General features: G+C 68.7%; 18 protein-coding genes and 2 tRNA genes. 9 read left to right on the top strand and 11 right to left on the bottom strand.

All coding sequences use genetic code 11. The features are described from left to right. Nucleotides 1-462, bottom strand: a complete 462-nt coding sequence (locus tag QJS31_RS06395; protein ID WP_039811622.1) for an ATP-binding protein — start codon at nt 460-462, stop codon at nt 1-3. Nucleotides 463-625: 163 nt separating this feature from the next. Here QJS31_RS06395 and QJS31_RS06390 point away from each other — a divergent pair, with 163 nt between their 5' ends. Further along, complete coding sequence (locus QJS31_RS06390; RefSeq protein WP_244961709.1) at nt 626-991, top strand: STAS domain-containing protein; 366 nt, start codon at nt 626-628, stop codon at nt 989-991. A gap of 18 nt (nt 992-1,009) precedes the next feature. Here QJS31_RS06390 and QJS31_RS06385 read toward each other — a convergent pair whose 3' ends face one another. Genes QJS31_RS06385 through QJS31_RS06375 form a run of 3 tightly spaced genes read right to left on the bottom strand, consistent with a single transcriptional unit; the run spans nt 1,010 to nt 4,274 of the window. Next, nucleotides 1,010-1,450: a response regulator gene (locus QJS31_RS06385; protein WP_029932702.1), complete on the bottom strand. Its 441-nt coding sequence runs from the start codon at nt 1,448-1,450 to the stop codon at nt 1,010-1,012. Further along, nucleotides 1,447-3,060 carry a CHASE3 domain-containing protein gene (locus QJS31_RS06380; protein ID WP_306356182.1) on the bottom strand — a complete coding sequence of 538 codons (1,614 nt, stop codon included), beginning with the start codon at nt 3,058-3,060 and terminating at the stop codon, nt 1,447-1,449. The genes QJS31_RS06385 and QJS31_RS06380 overlap by 4 nt, the downstream gene beginning before the upstream one ends. Continuing rightward, nucleotides 3,060-4,274 carry a PP2C family protein-serine/threonine phosphatase gene (locus QJS31_RS06375; protein WP_306356361.1) on the bottom strand — a complete coding sequence of 405 codons (1,215 nt, stop codon included), beginning with the start codon at nt 4,272-4,274 and terminating at the stop codon, nt 3,060-3,062. The genes QJS31_RS06380 and QJS31_RS06375 overlap by 1 nt, the downstream gene beginning before the upstream one ends. A 269-nt stretch (nt 4,275-4,543) precedes the next feature. Here QJS31_RS06375 and QJS31_RS06370 point away from each other — a divergent pair, with 269 nt between their 5' ends. Then, the gene (locus QJS31_RS06370; RefSeq protein WP_282775965.1) at nt 4,544-4,954 is read left to right on the top strand and encodes a PaaI family thioesterase; all 411 of its coding nucleotides are present in this window, start codon (nt 4,544-4,546) and stop codon (nt 4,952-4,954) included. 151 nt (nt 4,955-5,105) lie between these two features. On the opposite strand, the gene QJS31_RS06365 is transcribed toward QJS31_RS06370, so the two are convergent. After that, on the bottom strand, nt 5,106-6,404 hold the full coding sequence (locus QJS31_RS06365) for an aldehyde dehydrogenase family protein (RefSeq protein WP_282775967.1): 1,299 nt from the start codon (nt 6,402-6,404) through the stop codon (nt 5,106-5,108). A gap of 247 nt (nt 6,405-6,651) precedes the next feature. Between QJS31_RS06365 and QJS31_RS06360 the strand changes: the two genes are divergently transcribed. After that, on the top strand, nt 6,652-7,704 hold the full coding sequence (locus tag QJS31_RS06360; RefSeq protein ID WP_282775969.1) for an AraC family transcriptional regulator: 1,053 nt from the start codon (nt 6,652-6,654) through the stop codon (nt 7,702-7,704). Nucleotides 7,705-7,813: 109 nt separating this feature from the next. Here QJS31_RS06360 and QJS31_RS06355 read toward each other — a convergent pair. Then, a tRNA-Ile gene (locus QJS31_RS06355) sits at nt 7,814-7,887 on the bottom strand. Nucleotides 7,888-8,301: 414 nt separating this feature from the next. Between QJS31_RS06355 and QJS31_RS06350 the strand changes: the two genes are divergently transcribed. The 3 genes from QJS31_RS06350 (at nt 8,302) to QJS31_RS06340 (ending at nt 10,497) form a co-directional block, all read left to right on the top strand. After that, complete coding sequence (locus QJS31_RS06350) at nt 8,302-8,730, top strand: nitroreductase family deazaflavin-dependent oxidoreductase (RefSeq protein ID WP_306356181.1); 429 nt, start codon at nt 8,302-8,304, stop codon at nt 8,728-8,730. Nucleotides 8,731-8,903: 173 nt separating this feature from the next. Beyond that, nucleotides 8,904-9,917, top strand: a complete 1,014-nt coding sequence (locus QJS31_RS06345) for a TerC/Alx family metal homeostasis membrane protein (protein WP_306356180.1) — start codon at nt 8,904-8,906, stop codon at nt 9,915-9,917. 82 nt (nt 9,918-9,999) lie between these two features. Next, nucleotides 10,000-10,497, top strand: coding sequence for a hypothetical protein (locus QJS31_RS06340; protein WP_306356179.1), 498 nt, complete (start codon nt 10,000-10,002; stop codon nt 10,495-10,497). A gap of 456 nt (nt 10,498-10,953) precedes the next feature. Here the strand turns inward: QJS31_RS06340 and QJS31_RS06335 are convergent, their stop codons facing one another. The 4 genes from QJS31_RS06335 to QJS31_RS06320 all read right to left on the bottom strand — a co-directional run bounded on the left by QJS31_RS06335 (nt 10,954) and on the right by QJS31_RS06320 (nt 15,137). After that, a complete protein-coding gene (locus tag QJS31_RS06335) occupies nt 10,954-11,181 on the bottom strand; it encodes a hypothetical protein (protein WP_306356178.1) in 228 nt (75 codons plus the stop codon). Nucleotides 11,182-11,333: 152 nt separating this feature from the next. Beyond that, nucleotides 11,334-13,103 (bottom strand): SDR family oxidoreductase, encoded by a 1,770-nt coding sequence (locus QJS31_RS06330; RefSeq protein ID WP_306356360.1) that lies wholly within the window; start codon nt 13,101-13,103, stop codon nt 11,334-11,336. A gap of 19 nt (nt 13,104-13,122) precedes the next feature. Then, a complete protein-coding gene (locus QJS31_RS06325; RefSeq protein ID WP_282775976.1) occupies nt 13,123-14,232 on the bottom strand; it encodes a PDR/VanB family oxidoreductase in 1,110 nt (369 codons plus the stop codon). Continuing rightward, entirely contained in the window at nt 14,229-15,137 is a 909-nt protein-coding gene (locus tag QJS31_RS06320) for a metal-dependent hydrolase (protein ID WP_282775978.1), read from the bottom strand. Before QJS31_RS06320 ends, QJS31_RS06325 begins: the two co-directional genes overlap by 4 nt. 166 nt (nt 15,138-15,303) lie before the next feature. On the opposite strand from QJS31_RS06320, the gene QJS31_RS06315 reads away from it, so the two are divergent. Beyond that, the gene (locus QJS31_RS06315) at nt 15,304-15,816 is read left to right on the top strand and encodes a gluconokinase (protein WP_306356177.1); all 513 of its coding nucleotides are present in this window, start codon (nt 15,304-15,306) and stop codon (nt 15,814-15,816) included. Nucleotides 15,817-15,882: 66 nt separating this feature from the next. Continuing rightward, on the top strand, nt 15,883-16,344 hold the full coding sequence (locus tag QJS31_RS06310; RefSeq protein ID WP_372341581.1) for a Dps family protein: 462 nt from the start codon (nt 15,883-15,885) through the stop codon (nt 16,342-16,344). 13 nt (nt 16,345-16,357) lie between these two features. Here QJS31_RS06310 and QJS31_RS06305 read toward each other — a convergent pair whose 3' ends face one another. Next, on the bottom strand, nt 16,358-17,353 hold the full coding sequence (locus tag QJS31_RS06305; protein WP_306356176.1) for a zinc-binding dehydrogenase: 996 nt from the start codon (nt 17,351-17,353) through the stop codon (nt 16,358-16,360). A 158-nt stretch (nt 17,354-17,511) separates the two neighbouring features. On the opposite strand from QJS31_RS06305, the gene QJS31_RS06300 reads away from it, so the two are divergent. Then, nucleotides 17,512-17,584: transfer RNA gene (locus QJS31_RS06300), tRNA-Glu, on the top strand. Nucleotides 17,585-17,621 lie beyond the last annotated feature (37 nt).

Here is a 17,621-nt window from a genome sequence, read left to right as displayed (position 1 = left end):
TCAGCCGGACAACGGCAGCCGAAGTTCCACCGACGTCCCCGTGCTGCCGGTCTCCAGCCGGACCTCCGGAACCAGAGCCCGGACCAGTCGCAGGCCGCGGCCGCGCACCTCGCCCGGATCCGGTCGCGGTGGTCTCCACCGGCCGTGGTCGGTCACCACGAGGTGCACCGCGGACCGGGTCGCCCAGCCCTCGACATGCACGGTGCCCGGACGGTCCCGATAGCCGTGTTCGATGGCGTTCGAGCACACCTCGGTCACCGCCAGCACCACATCGTCCACCCGTTCCGACGCCATCCCCGTGGTCGGCAGCCAGTCGCGCAGCGCCCGGCGCACCATCACCAGGTTGCGGGGCTCGGCGGGCAGCCGGACGCGCAGGGGCGTCGATGGTTGCGCTTGCCGCGGTCGCTGGATCATCATCGACACGCCGCCTCCTGTTCCGCCGTTGCCGGCGAGTCGCACCATCTGTCCTAGTCGCTCCTTGGTAGCAATACCCGTGCAACTCACGGCTATTCGACCCGTTGTGGGAGGATTGAACACACGGCGGATGGGTACGCACGCAATGGCGCGCGGCCAGGAACCGGCCGCCCGCGTAGTACCTGGGCAGCCCTGGAGAAAGGACTCGACGGTGACCGAGAGCGGGACGTCCCGAACACTGTCCGTGGCGGTCCACGAGCACGATGGCACGCTCGTGGTGACCGCGAACGGTGAGATCGACATCGCCTCGGTCCCCGAGCTGCAGTCGGTGCTCGAGGAGACCCTGGCCACCGGGCGCGTGCCGGTGCTGGACATGTCGGGGGTGGGTTTCATGGGTTCGGTGGGGCTGAGCGCCCTGCTGGTGGCGGCCGAGGCGGCCAAACCGGCCCGGCTGCGTGTGGCCGCCAGCCCGCAGGTGCGCCGTCCCATCGACGTGACGGGGCTGGACGAGGTGGTGGCGCTGTTCGACACCCTGGACGAGGCCCTCGCCGCCGGGGAGCTCGATCTCTCGGTGTGACCGGGCTGCCCCGGCCGGTCAGTGCCGGGGCAGCCGGACCACCTGGACGAAGAATTCGTCGATCTGCTTGATCGCGGCCATGAACTGGTCCAGATCCACCGGTTTGGTCACGTAGGCGTTGGCGTGCAGCTGATAGCTGCGCAGGATGTCCTCCTCCGCCGCCGAGGTGGTCAGCACGACCACCGGAATGTGCGCCAACTCGGGATCGGTCTTGACCTTGCCGAGTACCTCCCGCCCGTCATATCTGGGCAGGTTGAGGTCGAGCAGGATGAGGTCGGGGCGCGGGGCGTCGGCGTGCTCGCCCTGACGGTAGAGGAAGTCCAGCGCCTCCTGCCCGTCCCGCGCGACGTGCATCGTATTGCCGATCTTGTTGTCCTCGAACGCCTCTCGCGTCATCAGCTCGTCGGCAGGATCGTCCTCCACCAGCAGGATATCGATCGGACGGACGACCTCGTTCATGGCGATACTCCTTCTTCGGCGGTGATCGGCCGGTCGACGGTGGATTCGACCGCCGCGACCAGCGTGAAACGGAACCGGGTGCCACCGGTGTAGTCGGTGTCGATCCCGATGTGACCACCGTGGTACTCGACGATTTTCTTGCAGATTGCCAAACCGATTCCGGTACCGCCGTATTCACCGCGCGGATGCAACCGCTGGAAGATGACGAACACCTTGTCGGCGAACTCCGGCTCGATGCCGATGCCGTTGTCGGTCACCGTGAACGACCAGCCGCCGTCCGCATCCGCCACGCAGGTGATCTCGACGACCGGTGCGCGATCGGCGGCACGGAACTTGATGGCGTTCCCGATCAGGTTCTGCCACAGCATGGTCAGCAGCACGGGTTCACCGACCAGCTCGGGCAGCCGGTCCGGGCGGACGACGCGCGCCCCGCTCTCCTCGATGGCGGTGGACAGATTGGCCAGCGCGCGGTCGAGCGGATCGTCCAGTCCGATGGGTTCGGTGCTGGTGATCACCCGACCCACGCGGGAGAAGGCCAGCAGGTCGTTGATCAGCACCTGCATGCGCTTGGCCCCGTCCACCGCGTAGTGGATGTACTGCTTGCCGCGCTCGTCCAGTTGGCTGCCGTAGCGCTTCTCGATCAGCTGACAGAACGAGGCGACCTTGCGCAGCGGTTCCTGCAGGTCATGGGAGGCGACATAAGCGAACTGCTCGAGTTCGGCATTGGAGCGGCGCAGTTCCAGAGTCTGGCTGTCCAGGAACGCGCGCTGCTCCTCCACTCGGGCCTGCTGTTCCCGGGAGGACTCCAGTTCGGCGAGGATGCGGCGGCGCATATCGTCGACCGCCGTCGCCACCGCCGCCACGTCGGCCGGACCGCGGGCGTCGATGCGGTGGGCGAAGTCGCCGCCCGCCACCCGCTGCGACGAGTCGGTGAGTTCCCGCATGGGCCGCACGATCAGCCGCCGGACCAGGACGATCATGGCGATGCCGGTCAGCAGGCAGACCCCGATCATGACGCCGAGGATCGCGTTGCGCACGGTCCTGGTCCGCGCCAGCGCCGCGGAATCGGTCGCCGCCATCTCGTTCAGATGCTCCTCCTGGGTGGTGAAGCGGTCGCGGAGCTGGTCGAAGATGTCCTTCCCCTGCGCGGCCGTGACATCCCCCAGATCGCGCACCGCCGCTGCGGAGCCCGCCGAGACCAGCGGTTCGGCGTAGGAGCCGCGCCAGCCCGCAGCGGCCTGTTCGACGGCGGCCAGATCCGCGATCGCCACCGGCCGATCGCCCACCAGCTCCCGAAGCCGCTGGGCCGCTCGGCCTTCCTCCAATCTGCCGTCGTAGTAGGGCTGGAGGAAGCGTGGATCGCCGGTGATGGCGTAGCCGCGGATACCGGTCTCCTGGCTGATGAGCGCGTTCTGCAGGCGAATGGCCTCGTTCTGCGCGGGCAGCGCGCTCGCCACCAGCCGGTCGGTCACCTCCGTGGTCTCGGCGACCACCTGGGCGACGGCCAGCGCCGCCAGTGCCACCACGAACAGCAGACTCGCCAGGACCACGTGCAGCCATGCCTGTGCCGTCAGCTTCCCCACCGGTCCGGAGGGTCGCTCGGATGCCATCAGTCGCGGTTCTCCCTGTCGTCGGCCCAATGCAGATACAGCATGGCCACATCGTCGTCGAGTCCGCCCGATGCGGCGGCCAGCGATTCGACCTGGCCGATCAGCGCGTCCAGGAAGGCGTCGGGGCTGTCGGCGCGGATGCGGCGGGCCAGGTCGAGCAGGCCGTCCTCGCCGAGCCGGTCGCCGTGCTCGTTCACGCAGCCTTCGAACAGGCCGTCGGTGAGCAGGGCGAGACCGCAGTCGGCGGGCAGGGCCGCCGTGTGTTCCGGCCAGTCGGCCCGACCGGGCAGGAAGCCGAGCGCCGGACCACCGGGCGTCTCCAGCCAGGAGACCTCGTCGCCGCAGCGCAGCAGCATGCCGGGATGGCCCGCGCGCAGCACCCGCACGGTGCCGTCGTCGGGACGCAGTTCCAGGCTGGTGGCGGTGGCGAAGGTGGACGGGGCGGTGCGTTCGGCCAGCAGCACCTGTTCCAGCAGCCGCAGCTGTCGCGTGCCGGTGACGCCGCTGAGAATCAAAGTGCGCCAGGCCAAGCGCAGCGCCACCCCGGCGGCGGCCGCGTCCGGGCCGTGGCCGGAGACATCGCCGATCACCGCGTGCACGATGCCGTCGGCATCGGCGACCACATCGTAGAAATCGCCGCCGAGCAGTGCGTGCGCTCGACCGGGCCGGTAGCGCGGGACGGCGGTCACGGCACTGCGCGCGGGCAGCAGCGGGGTGGGCAGCAGTCCGCGTTCCAGCCGGGCGTTCTCCTGCGCCCGCATCTGACTGGCCTGGAGGGCGGCGCTGGTGTGCTCGGTCTGTTTGCGCTGAATCGCGTATCGCACCGCGCGCCCGAACAATTCGGGTTCAACCCGGCCCTTGACGAGATAGTCCTGCGCCCCGGCGGCGACGGCGGCCAGACCGGTGTGCTCCTCGTCGAGCCCGGTGAGCACCACCACCGCCACATCGGCGCGGCCGCGTACCCGCGACAGCGCCTCCAAGCCGTGGGCGTCGGGCAGGTGCAGGTCGAGCAGCACGCAATTGGCCGTGCCCGCACGCAATTCCGGATCCGCCTCGGCCAGCGAGCGCACCCACCGCAGGGTGCATCCGGGCGCGCCCTCGGTGACCAACTCCTCCACCAGGAGGGCGTCGGCGGGGTCGTCCTCGATCAGGAGCACCCGGGGCTGGGGCCACACCCGGTCGGCGACCAGGCTTTCGAAGGGCTCACGCCGCACGGGCACCGCCGACGGGTACGGGGAAGGGGCGAGTGCGCCGGGTGGTGCGGCGTCCGGTGGTGCGGCGGAACAAGATCATTGCCTCCGATCGACCCCTGCGGGCAGGGTGGGCATGCGTCATCGACGCCACGGCCGGTTTCTGGACCGAACGGCCCTCGAATCGTAGCCGATCCAGCAGATCCACGGCAGCGACGCAGGTGAGCACCGGCGCGGCGGCATTACCTCGAAGGTAATCGACTCGCACACCCGCGTCCGGCAGGCTCGAGGTCATGACCACAACGATCGACACCGCCGGGACCGCCCTCTTCCACCGGTCCATGCCGTTCACCGAACGCCTGGGCGTGGAGGTGCTCGACAGTCGCCCCGATCTGGTGCGCAGCCGTCTGGCCTGGGAGGAATCCCTGTGCACCCTGGGCGGTGTGCTGCACGGCGGCGTGCTGATGGCCCTGGCCGACTCGACCGGGGCCGTCTGCGCGTACCTGAATCTCCCCGAGGGCAAGACCGGCACGACCACGGTCGAGTCCAAGACGAACTTCCTGCGCGCCGTCCGCTCCGGCTATGCCACCGCCACCGCGCGCCCCCTGCACGCCGGTCGCGCCTTCATCGTGGTGGAGACCGAGATCCACGACGACGCGGGCGATCTCGTCGCCAAGGTCACCCAGACCCAGGCCGTGCGCTAGGCGCTGCGGCGGCCGTGCAGACCGTAGCGCTCGCGCGCCGCGGCGGGGCGGATGCCCGCGTCCACCAGGCGCGGGTGGTCGAAGCCGCCGGTTCCCCGCATCCACCTCGGGAGTATGGCGATGCGGCCGCGAAGCAGCCGCCTGACCCCCACTACCTGGCGAAACCCGGTGGCGTCAGATGTATCGACACATCGTTCACGGTCACCTCGGGAGCCGTCAGGCGCGCCCGGACGTACCCGCCGGTCGCGTCGTCGGTGGTCCAGACGCTCACGCTCGGCCCGCACCAGGGCAGCGCGGTGCGCTCGATCGCCTCCTCCACGTCGGCGACCCGCATCACCGGCAGCACCGGTCCGAGCGTCTGCTGCGTCATCACCGCCATGGCCGGATCGGCATCGGCGAGGACCGTCGGCTCGAAACGATTGCCCGTACCCGCCCCGCCGATGCGCACCGACGCACCCTTGGTCACCGCGTCCTCGACCTGTCCGGCCACGAATCGGACGTGGGCCGCGGAGGTCATGACATAGGGGTCGGTGTCCTCGGGGTCCTCGGCCCCGAAGGCCGCCACCTCGGTACCGAGTTTGTCCAGAAATGCCTCGTAGACCGCGGATTCGACGAAGACGCGCTCGATGCTGTGATACCCCTGCCCGCATTCGGCGAGACCGCCCAGGGCCACCGCGGCGGCGGCGCGATCGAGATCGGCGTCGGCGAGCACGATCGCCGTGGATTTGCCGCCCAGCCCGAGTCGGCACGGAATCAGCCGACTCGCGGCCCGCAGCGCCACCACCTTGCCGGTATCGGCCGAGCCGGTGAAGTGCACGTGGTCGACGGTGTCGAGGACGGCGGGTCCGGCCTCCGGACCGAGCGCGGCGGTGAGCACCGCCGGTGCGCCGATGCGAGCCCATCCCGACACCACCTCGTTGACGGTCAACGGCGTCACACTCGACGGTTTGACGACCACCGCGCAACCCGACAGCAGCGCCGGAACGGCGTCGAAGAGGCTGAGCGCCAGCGGATAGGTCCAGGGCGCGATCACCCCCACCACCGCGCAGCGGCGGTAGGAGATCGACAGGTGCACCCCCAGCGTAGGCATGCTGTGCGCCCGGGGGCGTTGTACGCCAAGGAATTCCGCGCCGTGGCTGCGGTGGTAGTCGATGGCCTCGACGGCCAGGTCGAATTCCCGCCGCGCCGCCGAAACCGACTTTCCGGTTTCGCTCGCCAGCAGATCGGTGATGGCGTCGTCACTGTCCAGTAGCCAGTCGCGGAATTGCGTCAGCCAGTGCAGGCGACCGATGACACCCATTGCACGCCAGGGAATCTGGGCGGCCCGGAGGCGATTCACCGCGGTGTTCACCTGCTCGGGCGAATCCACCCAAACAGTTCCGACCGGTCGGCCATCATCCGGGGAATATACGGTGATCGAAGATTCCCGGACGGTTTTCGTATGCGGCATTCCAGCTCACTTCAGACGAATCGGGAATGGAAGTGCCGCACCGCGATCGGGTGAGTCGGGGGCACACTGGGCGACTACCGGGGCGGATGACCGCCGCTCGCGGTGCGGCATAAAGTCACCGTACGTTCGCCGGGTACGCCCGAACAGCACACAATGGGCCAGGAACCGGCGAATATCGGCCGCACCGGCGACCGAATCGTCACCGAATCCGAACCACCGGCAGGGCGGATTCTGAGACGATTTCACCATGGACACGGACAGGGCGGACCAACCTACTCGATTGCGCTCCATCGTCGGTGCGGCCCTGTTGGCGGACTTCGCGAGCACCCGGGGGCTCGGTCTGCCCGAGGTGCTGCGCGATACCGGCATCCGGGAGAGCGATCTGAACGAACCCACTGCCGAGATCACCCTCGGTCAGGAGGTCGCACTCATGCGCAATGTGGTGCGCGGCGTGGGTGACGAACCCGGTCAGGGTTTGCTGGCCGGACTGCTGTGCCATCCACCCAGCATGGGTGTGCTGGGCTTCGCGCTCATGACCTGTCCGACCTTCGGGCACGCGGTGGATATCGCCACCCGCTACGCCGACCTGTCCTTCACCGCCGCCCGGCTGTCCACCCGCCGGATCGGCGACGAGTTCTGGGTGCTGCGCGACGACCAGGCGCTGCCATCCGATATCCGCACCTTCGCGCTGGAGCGGGACCTGGCCGCCGTCGCGACGGTGCAGCAGGACCTGCTGTCCACCAAACTCCCCGTCGTACGCGTGGAGGTCACCGTCGCCCCGCATCCCATCTACGAAATGTTCGGGGCCATCTTCGGCGTGGACGACATCCGCTTCGACGCCGAGACCAGCTACCTGGTGATTCCGTCGAGCACACTGGATATGCCGCTCCCCCAAGCGAATACCGCCACCGCCCGCTACTACGAGCAGCAGTGCGCCGATCTCATGGAGCGCCGCCGCAGCCGCGTCGGCGTCAGCGGCCAGGTCCGCAAACTGCTCATCCGCCGCGGCGGCGTCGCCGATCAGACCCACATCGCCGCCGACCTCGACATCAGCGTCCGCACCCTGCGCCGCCGCCTCGCCGACGAGGGCACCACCTTCCGCGAACTGAGCAACGAGACCGTCGGCATGCTCGCCGAGGAACTCCTCGTCGCCGGCCTCACCGTAGAGCAGGTAGCCGACCGCCTCGGCTACTCCAGCGTCTCAGCCTTCGGCTCGGCCTTCCGCTCCTGGAAAGGCCAGTCCCCCGGCCACTTCGCCCGCATCAACCGCGGCCGGGCGACGGTCCGGGTGGGCGCCTGATCGGACAGCCTCCGCCTGGCCCGGCGAATCTCCACATCGAGCCCGAGGACCAGCGCTCGGAACCACCCGAGAAAAGCTGGTCCGGCCCGGTGGATACCGCGATCCGAAGTGCCCCCGGCCGGGCTCGAACCGGCAACCGACGGATTATGAGTCCGCAGCTCTAACCCATTGAGCTACAGGGGCGTGCTTCGGCACATTAGCAAGCGCGTCCGCAACCGCCAAACCCAACACCAGGTGGAGCGATTCCGCGCTCGACCTGGTCGATCCAGTAGCAACCGACTGAGCTACCGCCGTTACCGATTCCCTTTGTGGATATCGGCATTCCAGCCTTTCGACCGGGGAAGGTCCGTAACGGTGTCACCGCTGTCCGACGGGGCGGGCGGTGTCCTGATGACGGTCTCTCGTTTCCGTCCGCTGCTGGCCGGCGTTCGGGTCGAGTGCGAACCGATATGCCTGGACCACCCGGCCCGGTCGCGGCTGATACACCTTCACCCCCGATCACCCCTAGATTGAGAACATGGCGCAGTTTACGCGTTCGTTGAACAGCGCCCGGTGGGTTTCGAACTCTGCCCGAGAAGCGACTGACCAGGAGGAATGATGGCGAGCATGTTCACGAGGGTGTTGCGGGCCCATCAGTGGCTCTACGAGAAGAGTGGTGGGGTGGTGGGGCATCGGCTGTTGTTCGGCAACCCCACGTTGCTGCTGCGGACGGTGGGGCGGAAGACGGGGGTGGAGCGGACGAATGCGTTGACCTATGCGCGGGATGGGAAGGATTATCTGGTGACCGCGTCGAATGGTGGGTCGCCGCGGCCGCCGGGGTGGTTGGCGAATGTGAAGGCCAAGGGGGACTGTGAGATTCAGGTGGGAACCACGCGGATTCCGGTGACGGCGCGGGCCACGTATCCGGAGGATCCGGAGTACGCGCGGCGGTGGGCGCTGGTGGACGAGGTCAACAAGGGGAGGTACACGGCATATCAGAAGCAGACGTCGCGGCCGATCGCGGTGGTGGTGCTCAGCCCCCACTGATCGGACAAATTGGACACGAGGCTATGGGGCGGCTATCCTCGGCCGCGAGGGGAGTACTTCCCAAGCATCACTCCGGTCAGTACGGATCGCGCCGTCGCGATCCCCGGATGATCACCCGCGGCTCTCGCGGGTGAAGGAGACCTCGGCTGGTTATCCATGTCCGAGGAGTCCCTGTGTCCAATTTCTCCGTGCTCGCCGCCTCCACGAGTGTCGAATCCGTTGGTACGCCCGGTTTGTGGGCGTTGACCATTGCCGGCGTACTCGGCCTGCTGGTGCTCGATTTCGTGCTGACGCGGCGACCGCACGAGGTGTCCATGCGGGAGGCGATGGGATGGACCATCTTCTACATCGCCCTGCCCGTGGCCTTCGGCGTATACCTGTGGGCGAGTAGGGGTTCCACGCCGGGCGTGGAATTCTTCACCGGCTATCTGCTCGAGAAGTCGCTGTCGGTCGACAACCTGTTCGTCTTCATGCTGCTGTTGACGGCCTTCGCCGTGCCCGCGGCGCTGGCGCAGCGGGTGCTGCTGTTCGGCATCGCGGGTGCGCTGGTACTGCGCGGCATCTTCATCGCGCTGGGCGCGGCGGCGCTGGCCACGCTGGACTGGGCATTCCTGCTGTTCGGGCTGATCCTGCTGGTCACCGCGATCAAACTGATCCTCGACGCCATCGGCGGCGGCGAGACCGAGGTCGACGTGAACTCCATGAAGTCGGTGCGGCTGATGCGCCGGTTCATGCCGGTGACCGACGGCTACCGAGGCACCCGGCTGACCATCGTGGAGCACGGCAAGCGCGCCCTGACCCCGCTGGCGCTGGTGGTCGCCGCCGTCATGGCCACCGATCTGGTGTTCGCGGTGGACTCGGTGCCCGCCGTCTACGGCGTCACGGGTGACCCGTACCTGGTGTTCGCCACCAACGCGTTCGCGCTGCTCGGTTTGCGCGCACTGTATTTCGTGCTGCACGCGGCGCTGACGCGGCTGGTGCACCTGGTCTACGGTCTGGCGATCATTCTCGCCTTCATCGGCGTGAAGCTGGTGCTGCACTGGGCGCACGACATCTGGAGCGGCGTGCCGACCATCCCGACCCTGGCGTCGCTGGGCGTGATCGTGGCGGTGCTGACGACGGTGACGCTCACCAGCCTCTACGCCACTCGCGACCGCGCGGGCGACAAGGCCGAGCTCGCCGGTTGACGAGCGCCGGTGCGGGACGGCCCGCGCCCACCCCGGGAATTCCCGTGTGGTGCCGCGTCGCCGCGCCGTCGTACGGTGAATCGTGTTGCGTGGACTCGGTAATCGCCCTCGAATCGACCGGATCAACAGCGCGGTGGACGCACTGGAGTTGCCGGACGCGATCTTCAAGACCTGTCCGTGGCAGCCGCGTGAGCTGGTGGAGACCGGTCTGCGGCAGTGGCTGCGGTGCTGCGGCGCGGCACTGCGGGACGACCAGGTGATCGGCATGCCGTCCCACGCCGTGGACGAGGCGTGGCACGGGTTCATTCTATGCACGCTGCGCTATCAGCGCTTCTGCGACACCGCGTACGGGCGGTTCCTGCACCACTTTCCGGAGGGCGAGGGCTCCCGGGGCGCGGTCGTCGACCCCATGGCGGAGCAGCTCGGCCGGACGGTGGTGGCCTGGTCGATGGTCGCCCGGCCGGGTGAAAGCTGCGTGCTGTGGGATCTGGATTCTCGAGTGGGCGTCGCGCGGCCGTGGGGTATTCCCACGGAGCGCATCGCCCTGATCGAGGAATCGCTACGGCTGGATTCGCGGTAGCGGCGCGGCTGACGGTTCAGCTGCCGCCGCCACCGCCACCGCAACCACCGCCGCAGCCGGAGCCGGAGCCGGAGCCGGAGCTACCGCTACTCCCGGAATCGCCTCCACCCCAATCACTGCCACCATAACCGCTCCAGCCCCCGTACCCGCTGCCACCCGCGTAGCCGCCACCCGCGTAGCCGCCCGAGCTTCGAGACCTGCCCGCTCGCGCGCTCCCATGGCTGTATCGCTGCTGCCGTGCCTTCTCCGAGTTCCGCTTGCTGGACCGGATGAACATCGCGATCACCGAGCCCACCAGCAGTACTGCCACCAGAAATATGAACAGATCCATATCGATCCACTCCCCCGGGTGCCGACATCTTCGACTGTCGGATAGCAGAACGCTACCAGTCCCGGCGGACACCCCGCAGACCCATTTTTCGGGGTGATTGAACCGCGAGGCTCCGGGTACGGCGGCTATTCACCGCCTCCGCCCCCGCCCCCTCCTCCCCCACCGCAGCCCGAGCCGCCATCACTGTCGGACCCGCCGACATAGCCGCCGTCCTTCCCACCGACGGCACTGCCTCCCTCCCACTTGCTCCGGCGACGCGTCCGCTTCGGCAGCGCCCCGGAGGTCCGCCCGAGCCACGCGATGAACAGCCCCACGGCCAGCAACAGCACGATCGCCGCTATCAGTACGTCCATGCCCGAACGCTAAGGCGTGACCGTCTGTGCCGCTACCATTTTCGGCTCAGCACGAGAGGCTCGAAACGACAGGCTCAACACGACAACGGCCGGTCCGCGAACGCGAACCGGCCGTCTCCCGGACACCCACCGGGAGTTCGTGCGCCGCGCGGCTAGGTCAGCTTGACCCGAGCAGCGAAGAAGCGGGCGATGGCCGGGGCGAACCGGTTGAAGCGATATTGCAAATGCGCCTCGGGGGTCACCGGGACCACGGCACGTCCCTTCTCGACGGCCTTGACGATCTGGGCGGCGACCTTCTCCGGGCCGTAGCGCCGGGCCGCGTAGAGCTTGTCGTAGCGCTGCTGCTTGGCGGCTTCCTCCTCGGCGGAGACACCCGAGAAGCGGGTGGTGGCAACGATATTGGTGTGCACGATGCCGGGGCAGATGGTGTGCACGCCGATGCCCTTGCCCGCCAGCTCCGCGCGCAGGCAGTCGGAGAACATGAAGACGGCCGACTTGCTGGTGGAATAGGCGCTGAAGCCGCGCTGCGGGGTGTAGGCGGCCATGGAGGACAGGTTGACGATATGCCCGCCGAGTCCGCGCTCGGCCATGGCCTTGCCGAAGGCGCGGCAGCCGTTGACGACGCCGTGCAGGTTGATGTTCAGCACCCGGTCGAATTCCGCGGCGGGCGTGTCGAAGAAGTCCCCGGCCTGGCCCACCCCGGCATTGTTGATCAGGATGTCGGGCACCCCGTGCGCGGCGATCACGGCGGCGGCGTGTTCGGCGACGGCCGCCTCGTCCGCCACGTCCAGTTGGTAGGCGTGTGCCGTACCTCCTTCGCGCGCGATGAGCTCCGCGGTCTCCTTGGCGGCGTCGAGGTTGATGTCGGAGAGCACCACCTCGGCTCCCTTGCGGGCGAAGGCGAGCGCGGTCTCCCGGCCGATGCCGCTGCCGCCCCCGGTGATGACCAGCAGCTGATCCTCGAATTCGCGCTGCTGCCTGCCGACTTCGGCGCGTCGCAGCGCGCGGACGGCCTCCCCGGTCCGCAGTGATTCGATCATCTCGGTGGTGGCGGTGGCCAACAGTTCGGGGTGGGAGAACGGCAGCCAGTGTCCGCCGCCGACCTCGCGCCGGAACAGGGTGGGGGCCCAGTCCTGCTCGTTGTCGTAACCGGCGGGCCGCACCGCCACATCGCGGCGCGCGATGATCAGCTGCACCGGCACCTCGGTGCGGCGCTCCCGCGGATCGGCCAGGCGGCGCGGAATGTTCGCGCGGTAGATGCGCATTCCGTCGAAGAAGTCGCGCCGGAACTCGGGGCCGAGCGTGATGTTCACGGGCGAGGTCTCGTTCATCAGCCCGACGAAACGCGACCACATCTTCTCGGTCCCCAGCGGCTTGAGCACCACGCGCGGCACCCCGGGGGTCATGAAGAGTCCGGTGTAGAGCGAGGACAGCAGCTGCGTGAACGGCCCCCACACCTTGCCGCGCGAGAGTTCCCCGCGCACCCACGCGCCCAGGTGATCGAGGTTGGGGCCGGATACCGAGGTGAAGGAGGCCACGCGCGCGGCGGCCTGCGGCTCGCACACCGCCTCCCACACCTGGACCGAACCCCAGTCGTGGGCGAGGACGTGGACGGGCCGGTCCGGGCTCACCGCGTCGGCGACGGCGAAGAAGTCGGACGCGAACCGCTCCAGGCGGTAGTCCTCGGTGCGGTCGGTGCGGGTGGAACGCCCGTGGCCGCGGGTGTCGTAGGTGACCACGTGGAAGCGGTCGGCCAGCAGCGGCACCACGCGATCCCACAGGTGGTTGTCGTCGGGCCAGCCGTGCACGAGCAGTACGGTCTCGTTCGACGGCTCCCCGTATTCGTAGACGGCGATGTCGAAGTCGTCATTGCGTACCAGCCGCTGGGACGCCGGGGTGATGGTCGGTTGATCGGTCACGATCGTCTCCTGGGGTGGGGTGCTAGAGGTCCAGCACCAGTCGTTCACCGCCGCAGCGGGATACACAGATGAGCATGTCGCCCGCGGCGCGCTCGGCGTCGGTGAGCACGGTGTCGCGGTGGTCTACGTCGGTGGACAGCGCCGTCACCCGGCAGGTGCGGCAGAAGCCCTGGCGGCACGAATATGCCAGGTCGGGGCGGACTTTCAGCACTTCTTCGAGCACCGACTTGTCGGCGGGCACGTCGACGACCGTGCCGCTGCGGGCCAGCTCGACCCGGAAGGCGGTGCCGTTCACCACCGGCGGCGCGGAGAAACGTTCGGAGTACATTTCCACGCCCGGCCGCTCGGCGACCGCCTCGGCGATGACCCGGGTCATCACCACCGGTCCACAGCAGTACACCGAGGTGTCGGCTCCCGCTCCGTGCAAAAGGGCGGCGGCCGTGGGCAATCCGTGCTCGTCATCGGTGCGGACCGTGACCCGGGAGCCGAAGGACTCGACCTCGTCGAGGAAGGGGATGGTGTCGCGGGAACGTCCGACGTACACCATGCTCCAGTCCACGCCGAGCCGCTGCGCCATCCGCACCATGGGCAGGATCGGGGTGATGCCGATGCCGCCCGCCACGAAATGCACTCGGCTGGCGGAGGATCCGTATCCGGGCAGGACGAAGGGGAAGGCATTGCGTGGCCCGCGCACGGTCACCGGCGTGCCGACGGGAAGCGCCTCGTGCACCTCCCGTGAACCGCCGAGCCCGTCGGGGATGCGCCGCACCGCGATGCGGTAGCTGTGCCGGTCGGCGGGGTCGCCGCACAGCGAGTACTGCCGCACCTTGCCGGAGGGCAGCTCCAGGTCCAGATGCGCACCGGGCCGCCAGGCGGGCAGCTCACGACCATCGGGGGCGGTGAACATGATGCTGACGACGTCGTTGTCCCGCGCCTCGACGCGGCGTTCGGTGACGATCAACCGCGTGCGCCGGTCGTCCACCCGGCCCTGCGGGGCCTTCCGGTTGACCACCGTGGTCCAGCGCAGCCGGGTTTCGGCGATCAGGTCCAGCACCCGGGTGGCGCGGTCGCTGCGGGGTTTGCCGAAGAGGTCGAGCGGCGCGGCGGTGGGCACCGGACGCGATGCCGTCACGACGCCGCCCGGCGCGCCGCCGGGGACTGCGCCAGATAGGCGATGGCCTGCGCGGTGGAGCCGACCGTCTCCGGGCTGTATCCCGGTTTGAAGGTGGACAGCGCGCTCACCAGCAGCGACGGCACACCGGGCAGCGCACCCCGCCACATGGCGGCGAAGATGCGTCCGACCAGCCGCGGGTAGCGATGATTGGGCAGCGACTCGTCCTGGTGCACAAGGTATTTGGTACCGCGCAGCAGCAGCGCGATGAAGATCGGGAAGACCATCAGCATGAGCGCGCCGCGACGCACGTAGCCGACCTCGAAGTATTCGGCCACGTCGTGGGCGACCATGCGGTGTTCGACCTCTTCGGCCCCGTGCCAGCGGAACAGGTCCAGCATCTGCGGGTCGGCGTCGAACCGCTCCAGGTCGGCATTGATCACCCAGTCGCCCAGGAAGGCGAAGAAGTGCTCGAGGGCCGCGATCACGCCGAGCCGCTCCACCAGATGCTGGCGGGCGGCGGCCTCGGTGTCGAACTCGCGCGGGCCGAGCGTCTTGCGGAAGAGGTATTCTGCCTGCCGCACATAGGGTTCCACGTCAATGCCGTGTGTCTTCAGCACGTTCTCGAGTACACCGTTGTGGCTTTCGGCGTGCATGGATTCCTGGCCGATGAAGCCGATCATGGCCTCGCGCAGCTTCTCGTCCCGCACCAGCGGAAGGGCCTCGCCGAAGGTGACCAGGAACATGCGCTCCCCCTCGGGCAGCAGCATGCTCAGGGCGTTGAGGACATGGGAGGCGACCGGTTCGCGCCGCATCCAGACGGGCTCGGTCGCGGCCCAGTCGAACTGCACGTTGCGTGCGTTGAGGGCTACCTCACCGGGATCGGTCGTCGCCGCGCGGCGGCCCATATTCGGAAGTAGCTTCATCGATACTCCTGGTCATCGTCGTACCCGCGACCGGGGGTGATACCCGCGACCGCTGTTGCTACGTGAGCGTAGCAACAGTCTAGCCGTTTATGCGACTACGAGTAACAGCTAGTTATCCCCCGCGCGATGACCAGGGCACGACGATACCGGCACTAGGGTTCGAATCATGACCGCGCAAGCCCCGCAGATCGTGGTAATGGGAGTGGCGGGCTCCGGGAAGACGACCGTCGGAACCCTGCTCGCCCACGCGCTGGGCGTCGAGTACGGCGAGGGCGACGATTTCCACCCCGAAGCCAATGTGGCCAAGATGGCATCCGGCGTACCGCTGGACGACACCGATCGCGCACCGTGGCTGGACGCACTGGCCGGATGGCTGGCCGACCGACGCGGCACGGGCGCGGTGTTGACCTGCTCGGCGCTCAAACAGGGTTATCGCGATCGACTGCGCACGGCCGCGCCCGACCTGTTCTTCGTGCATCTGGCCGCGCCTCGAGACGAACTGGAGCGCCGCCTCACCTCCCGCAAGGGCCATTTCATGGGGGCGCGGATGCTCGACTCCCAACTCGCCGTCCTGCGGCCGCTGACCGACGACGAGTCCGGGATCACCCTGGACGCCACGCTGCCGCCGGCCGACCTGGTCGAGCAGATCCGCACGGCCCTTCCCACGACGGTCGCATAGGTCCCGGCGAGGTGGGTAGCTCCTCGGTGACCCCCGAGGAAGGAGAACCCCGTGCAACAGCCCGTGATGACCACACTCGACACCGAGCAGCAGCGGATCGCCGGTGAGGCACTGAGCGGCACCGTGGTGGACCTCATCGACCTGACGCTCATCGCCAAGCAGGCGCACTGGAACGTGACCGGCCGCAACTTCCGCCCGCTACACCTCGCGCTCGACGAACTGGTCGCCTCCGCACGGACATTCACCGACGATGCCGCCGAGCGCGCCACCGCCATCGGCGTCAGCCCGGACGGCCGCGCCCGCACGGTGGCCGAGCAGGCCGCGACCACCGGCTTCCCGGCGGGATGGGTGCGCGACACCGACGTGATCGACAAGATCACCGACAACCTGACCGAGGTGATCGGCCGCCTCCGCCAGCGCGTCGACGCCACCGAGAAGGCCGACCCGGTCACCCAGGACGTGCTGATCGACATCACCGCCCGGCTGGAGCAGTTGCACTGGATGTGGCAGGTGCAGCGGGAGGAGTGAGGCGTCCGCCGCTTCACACCGTCAGCAGGGTCCGCCCCACCGCGGTGCGCCCTTCGATCGCCGCGTGTGCCGCCGATGCCTGGTCGAGCGGGAAGGTCTGGCCGACCACGACCTCCAGCCGCCCGGCCGCCACCTCCGCGAGGGCGCGGCCGAGGGCCGGTTCCCAATCGATATCGGAGTTGGTGAGTTCCAGCAAGCCCACGACTGTGACATCGCGGGCGGCCGCGTCCTCATCATCGAAATCCGCGAAACCGCCTGCGGCATTGCCGAATCCGATTACGCGTGCACCGCGAGCCGTGGTCGACTGCGACTGGCGACCGAGATCGCCTCCGGCGCCGTCGAAGACGATGTCGACACCCGCCCCGCCCAGGGCGGACCGCACGCGGTCGGTCCAGCCCGGCTCGGTGTAGTCGATCACCGCGTCGGCTCCCAGCCGTTGCGCCAGTTGGAGTTTCGCCTCGCCCCGAGCAGCAGCGACGACGGTCGCACCGGCCGCCTTGGCGAGTTGGACCAGCAGGGTTCCGACGCCTCCCCCGGCGGCGGTGACCAGCACCCGGGAGCCCGGAGCGATATTCGCCGCCTCCGCCACGGTGAAGGCGGTTCGACCGTCGTGCACCAGCGCGGCCGCCTGCGTGAAGTCCACGCCCTCGGGAATCTCGGCCAGGGACTCCGCCTCCGCCACGGCCCGCTCCGCGTAGCCGCCGACCGGTTTGCCGCCGCCGACGGCACTGGCCACGGTCTTGGTGGCGACCCGACGCCCGACCCAGCCGCCGTCGACGCCTGGACCGACCGCGCTCACCACGCCCGCGACCGCGCCACCCGGCACGTACGGCAGTGCGACCGGAAAGAAGCCCACTCCCCCGCCGCCGCGCAGCACCACATCGAGGAACATCACATCCGCCGCCGCCACATCGACGACCACCTCACCCGGACCGGCCACCGGATCGGCGATCTCGGTCACCGTCAGCACCTCGGGACCGCCGAACGACTTCGCTTCGACCGCTCGCATTTCCCTTACCTCCCTGTTGTTCTCAGGTATCTCCGACGACCCCCATCCTGAAACCTGAAGATTGATTGAGGTCAAGCCCATCGCACCGATTTCGCATTGGGCGAACGATCGGTTAAGCTAGCGGGGCTTCCGAGATCGCGAGATCGAAGAACAGTCCTGGCCCCGTCGTCTAGCGGCCTAGGACGCCGCCCTCTCAAGGCGGTAGCGCGGGTTCAAATCCCGTCGGGGCTACAGCGCAGGCTCCCGGTCGAATCAGACCGGGAGCCTC

Origin of the sequence: Nocardia sp. CC213A, assembly GCF_030766805.1 — a bacterium.
Classification (GTDB): Bacteria; Actinomycetota; Actinomycetes; order Mycobacteriales; family Mycobacteriaceae; genus Nocardia; species Nocardia otitidiscaviarum.
The sequence above is the reverse complement of the archived record's forward strand: the minus strand, read 5'-3'. Positions and strand labels throughout refer to the sequence as shown.

Excerpts from the sequence above, each read along its gene's own strand:
- QJS31_RS06395 (WP_039811622.1), bottom strand. The coding sequence starts at position 462 with ATGGTGCGACTCGCCGGCAACGGCGGAACAGGAGGCGGCGTGTCGATG.
- QJS31_RS06385 (WP_029932702.1), bottom strand. The coding sequence starts at position 1,450 with ATGAACGAGGTCGTCCGTCCGATCGATATCCTGCTGGTGGAGGACGAT.
- QJS31_RS06380 (WP_306356182.1), bottom strand. The coding sequence starts at position 3,060 with ATGGCATCCGAGCGACCCTCCGGACCGGTGGGGAAGCTGACGGCACAG.
- QJS31_RS06370 (WP_282775965.1), top strand. The coding sequence starts at position 4,544 with ATGACCACAACGATCGACACCGCCGGGACCGCCCTCTTCCACCGGTCC.
- QJS31_RS06365 (WP_282775967.1), bottom strand. The coding sequence starts at position 6,404 with ATGCCGCATACGAAAACCGTCCGGGAATCTTCGATCACCGTATATTCC.
- QJS31_RS06360 (WP_282775969.1), top strand. The coding sequence starts at position 6,652 with ATGGACACGGACAGGGCGGACCAACCTACTCGATTGCGCTCCATCGTC.
- QJS31_RS06350 (WP_306356181.1), top strand. The coding sequence starts at position 8,302 with ATGGCGAGCATGTTCACGAGGGTGTTGCGGGCCCATCAGTGGCTCTAC.
- QJS31_RS06335 (WP_306356178.1), bottom strand. The coding sequence starts at position 11,181 with ATGGACGTACTGATAGCGGCGATCGTGCTGTTGCTGGCCGTGGGGCTG.
- QJS31_RS06320 (WP_282775978.1), bottom strand. The coding sequence starts at position 15,137 with ATGAAGCTACTTCCGAATATGGGCCGCCGCGCGGCGACGACCGATCCC.
- QJS31_RS06315 (WP_306356177.1), top strand. The coding sequence starts at position 15,304 with ATGACCGCGCAAGCCCCGCAGATCGTGGTAATGGGAGTGGCGGGCTCC.
- QJS31_RS06310 (WP_372341581.1), top strand. The coding sequence starts at position 15,883 with ATGACCACACTCGACACCGAGCAGCAGCGGATCGCCGGTGAGGCACTG.
- QJS31_RS06305 (WP_306356176.1), bottom strand. The coding sequence starts at position 17,353 with ATGCGAGCGGTCGAAGCGAAGTCGTTCGGCGGTCCCGAGGTGCTGACG.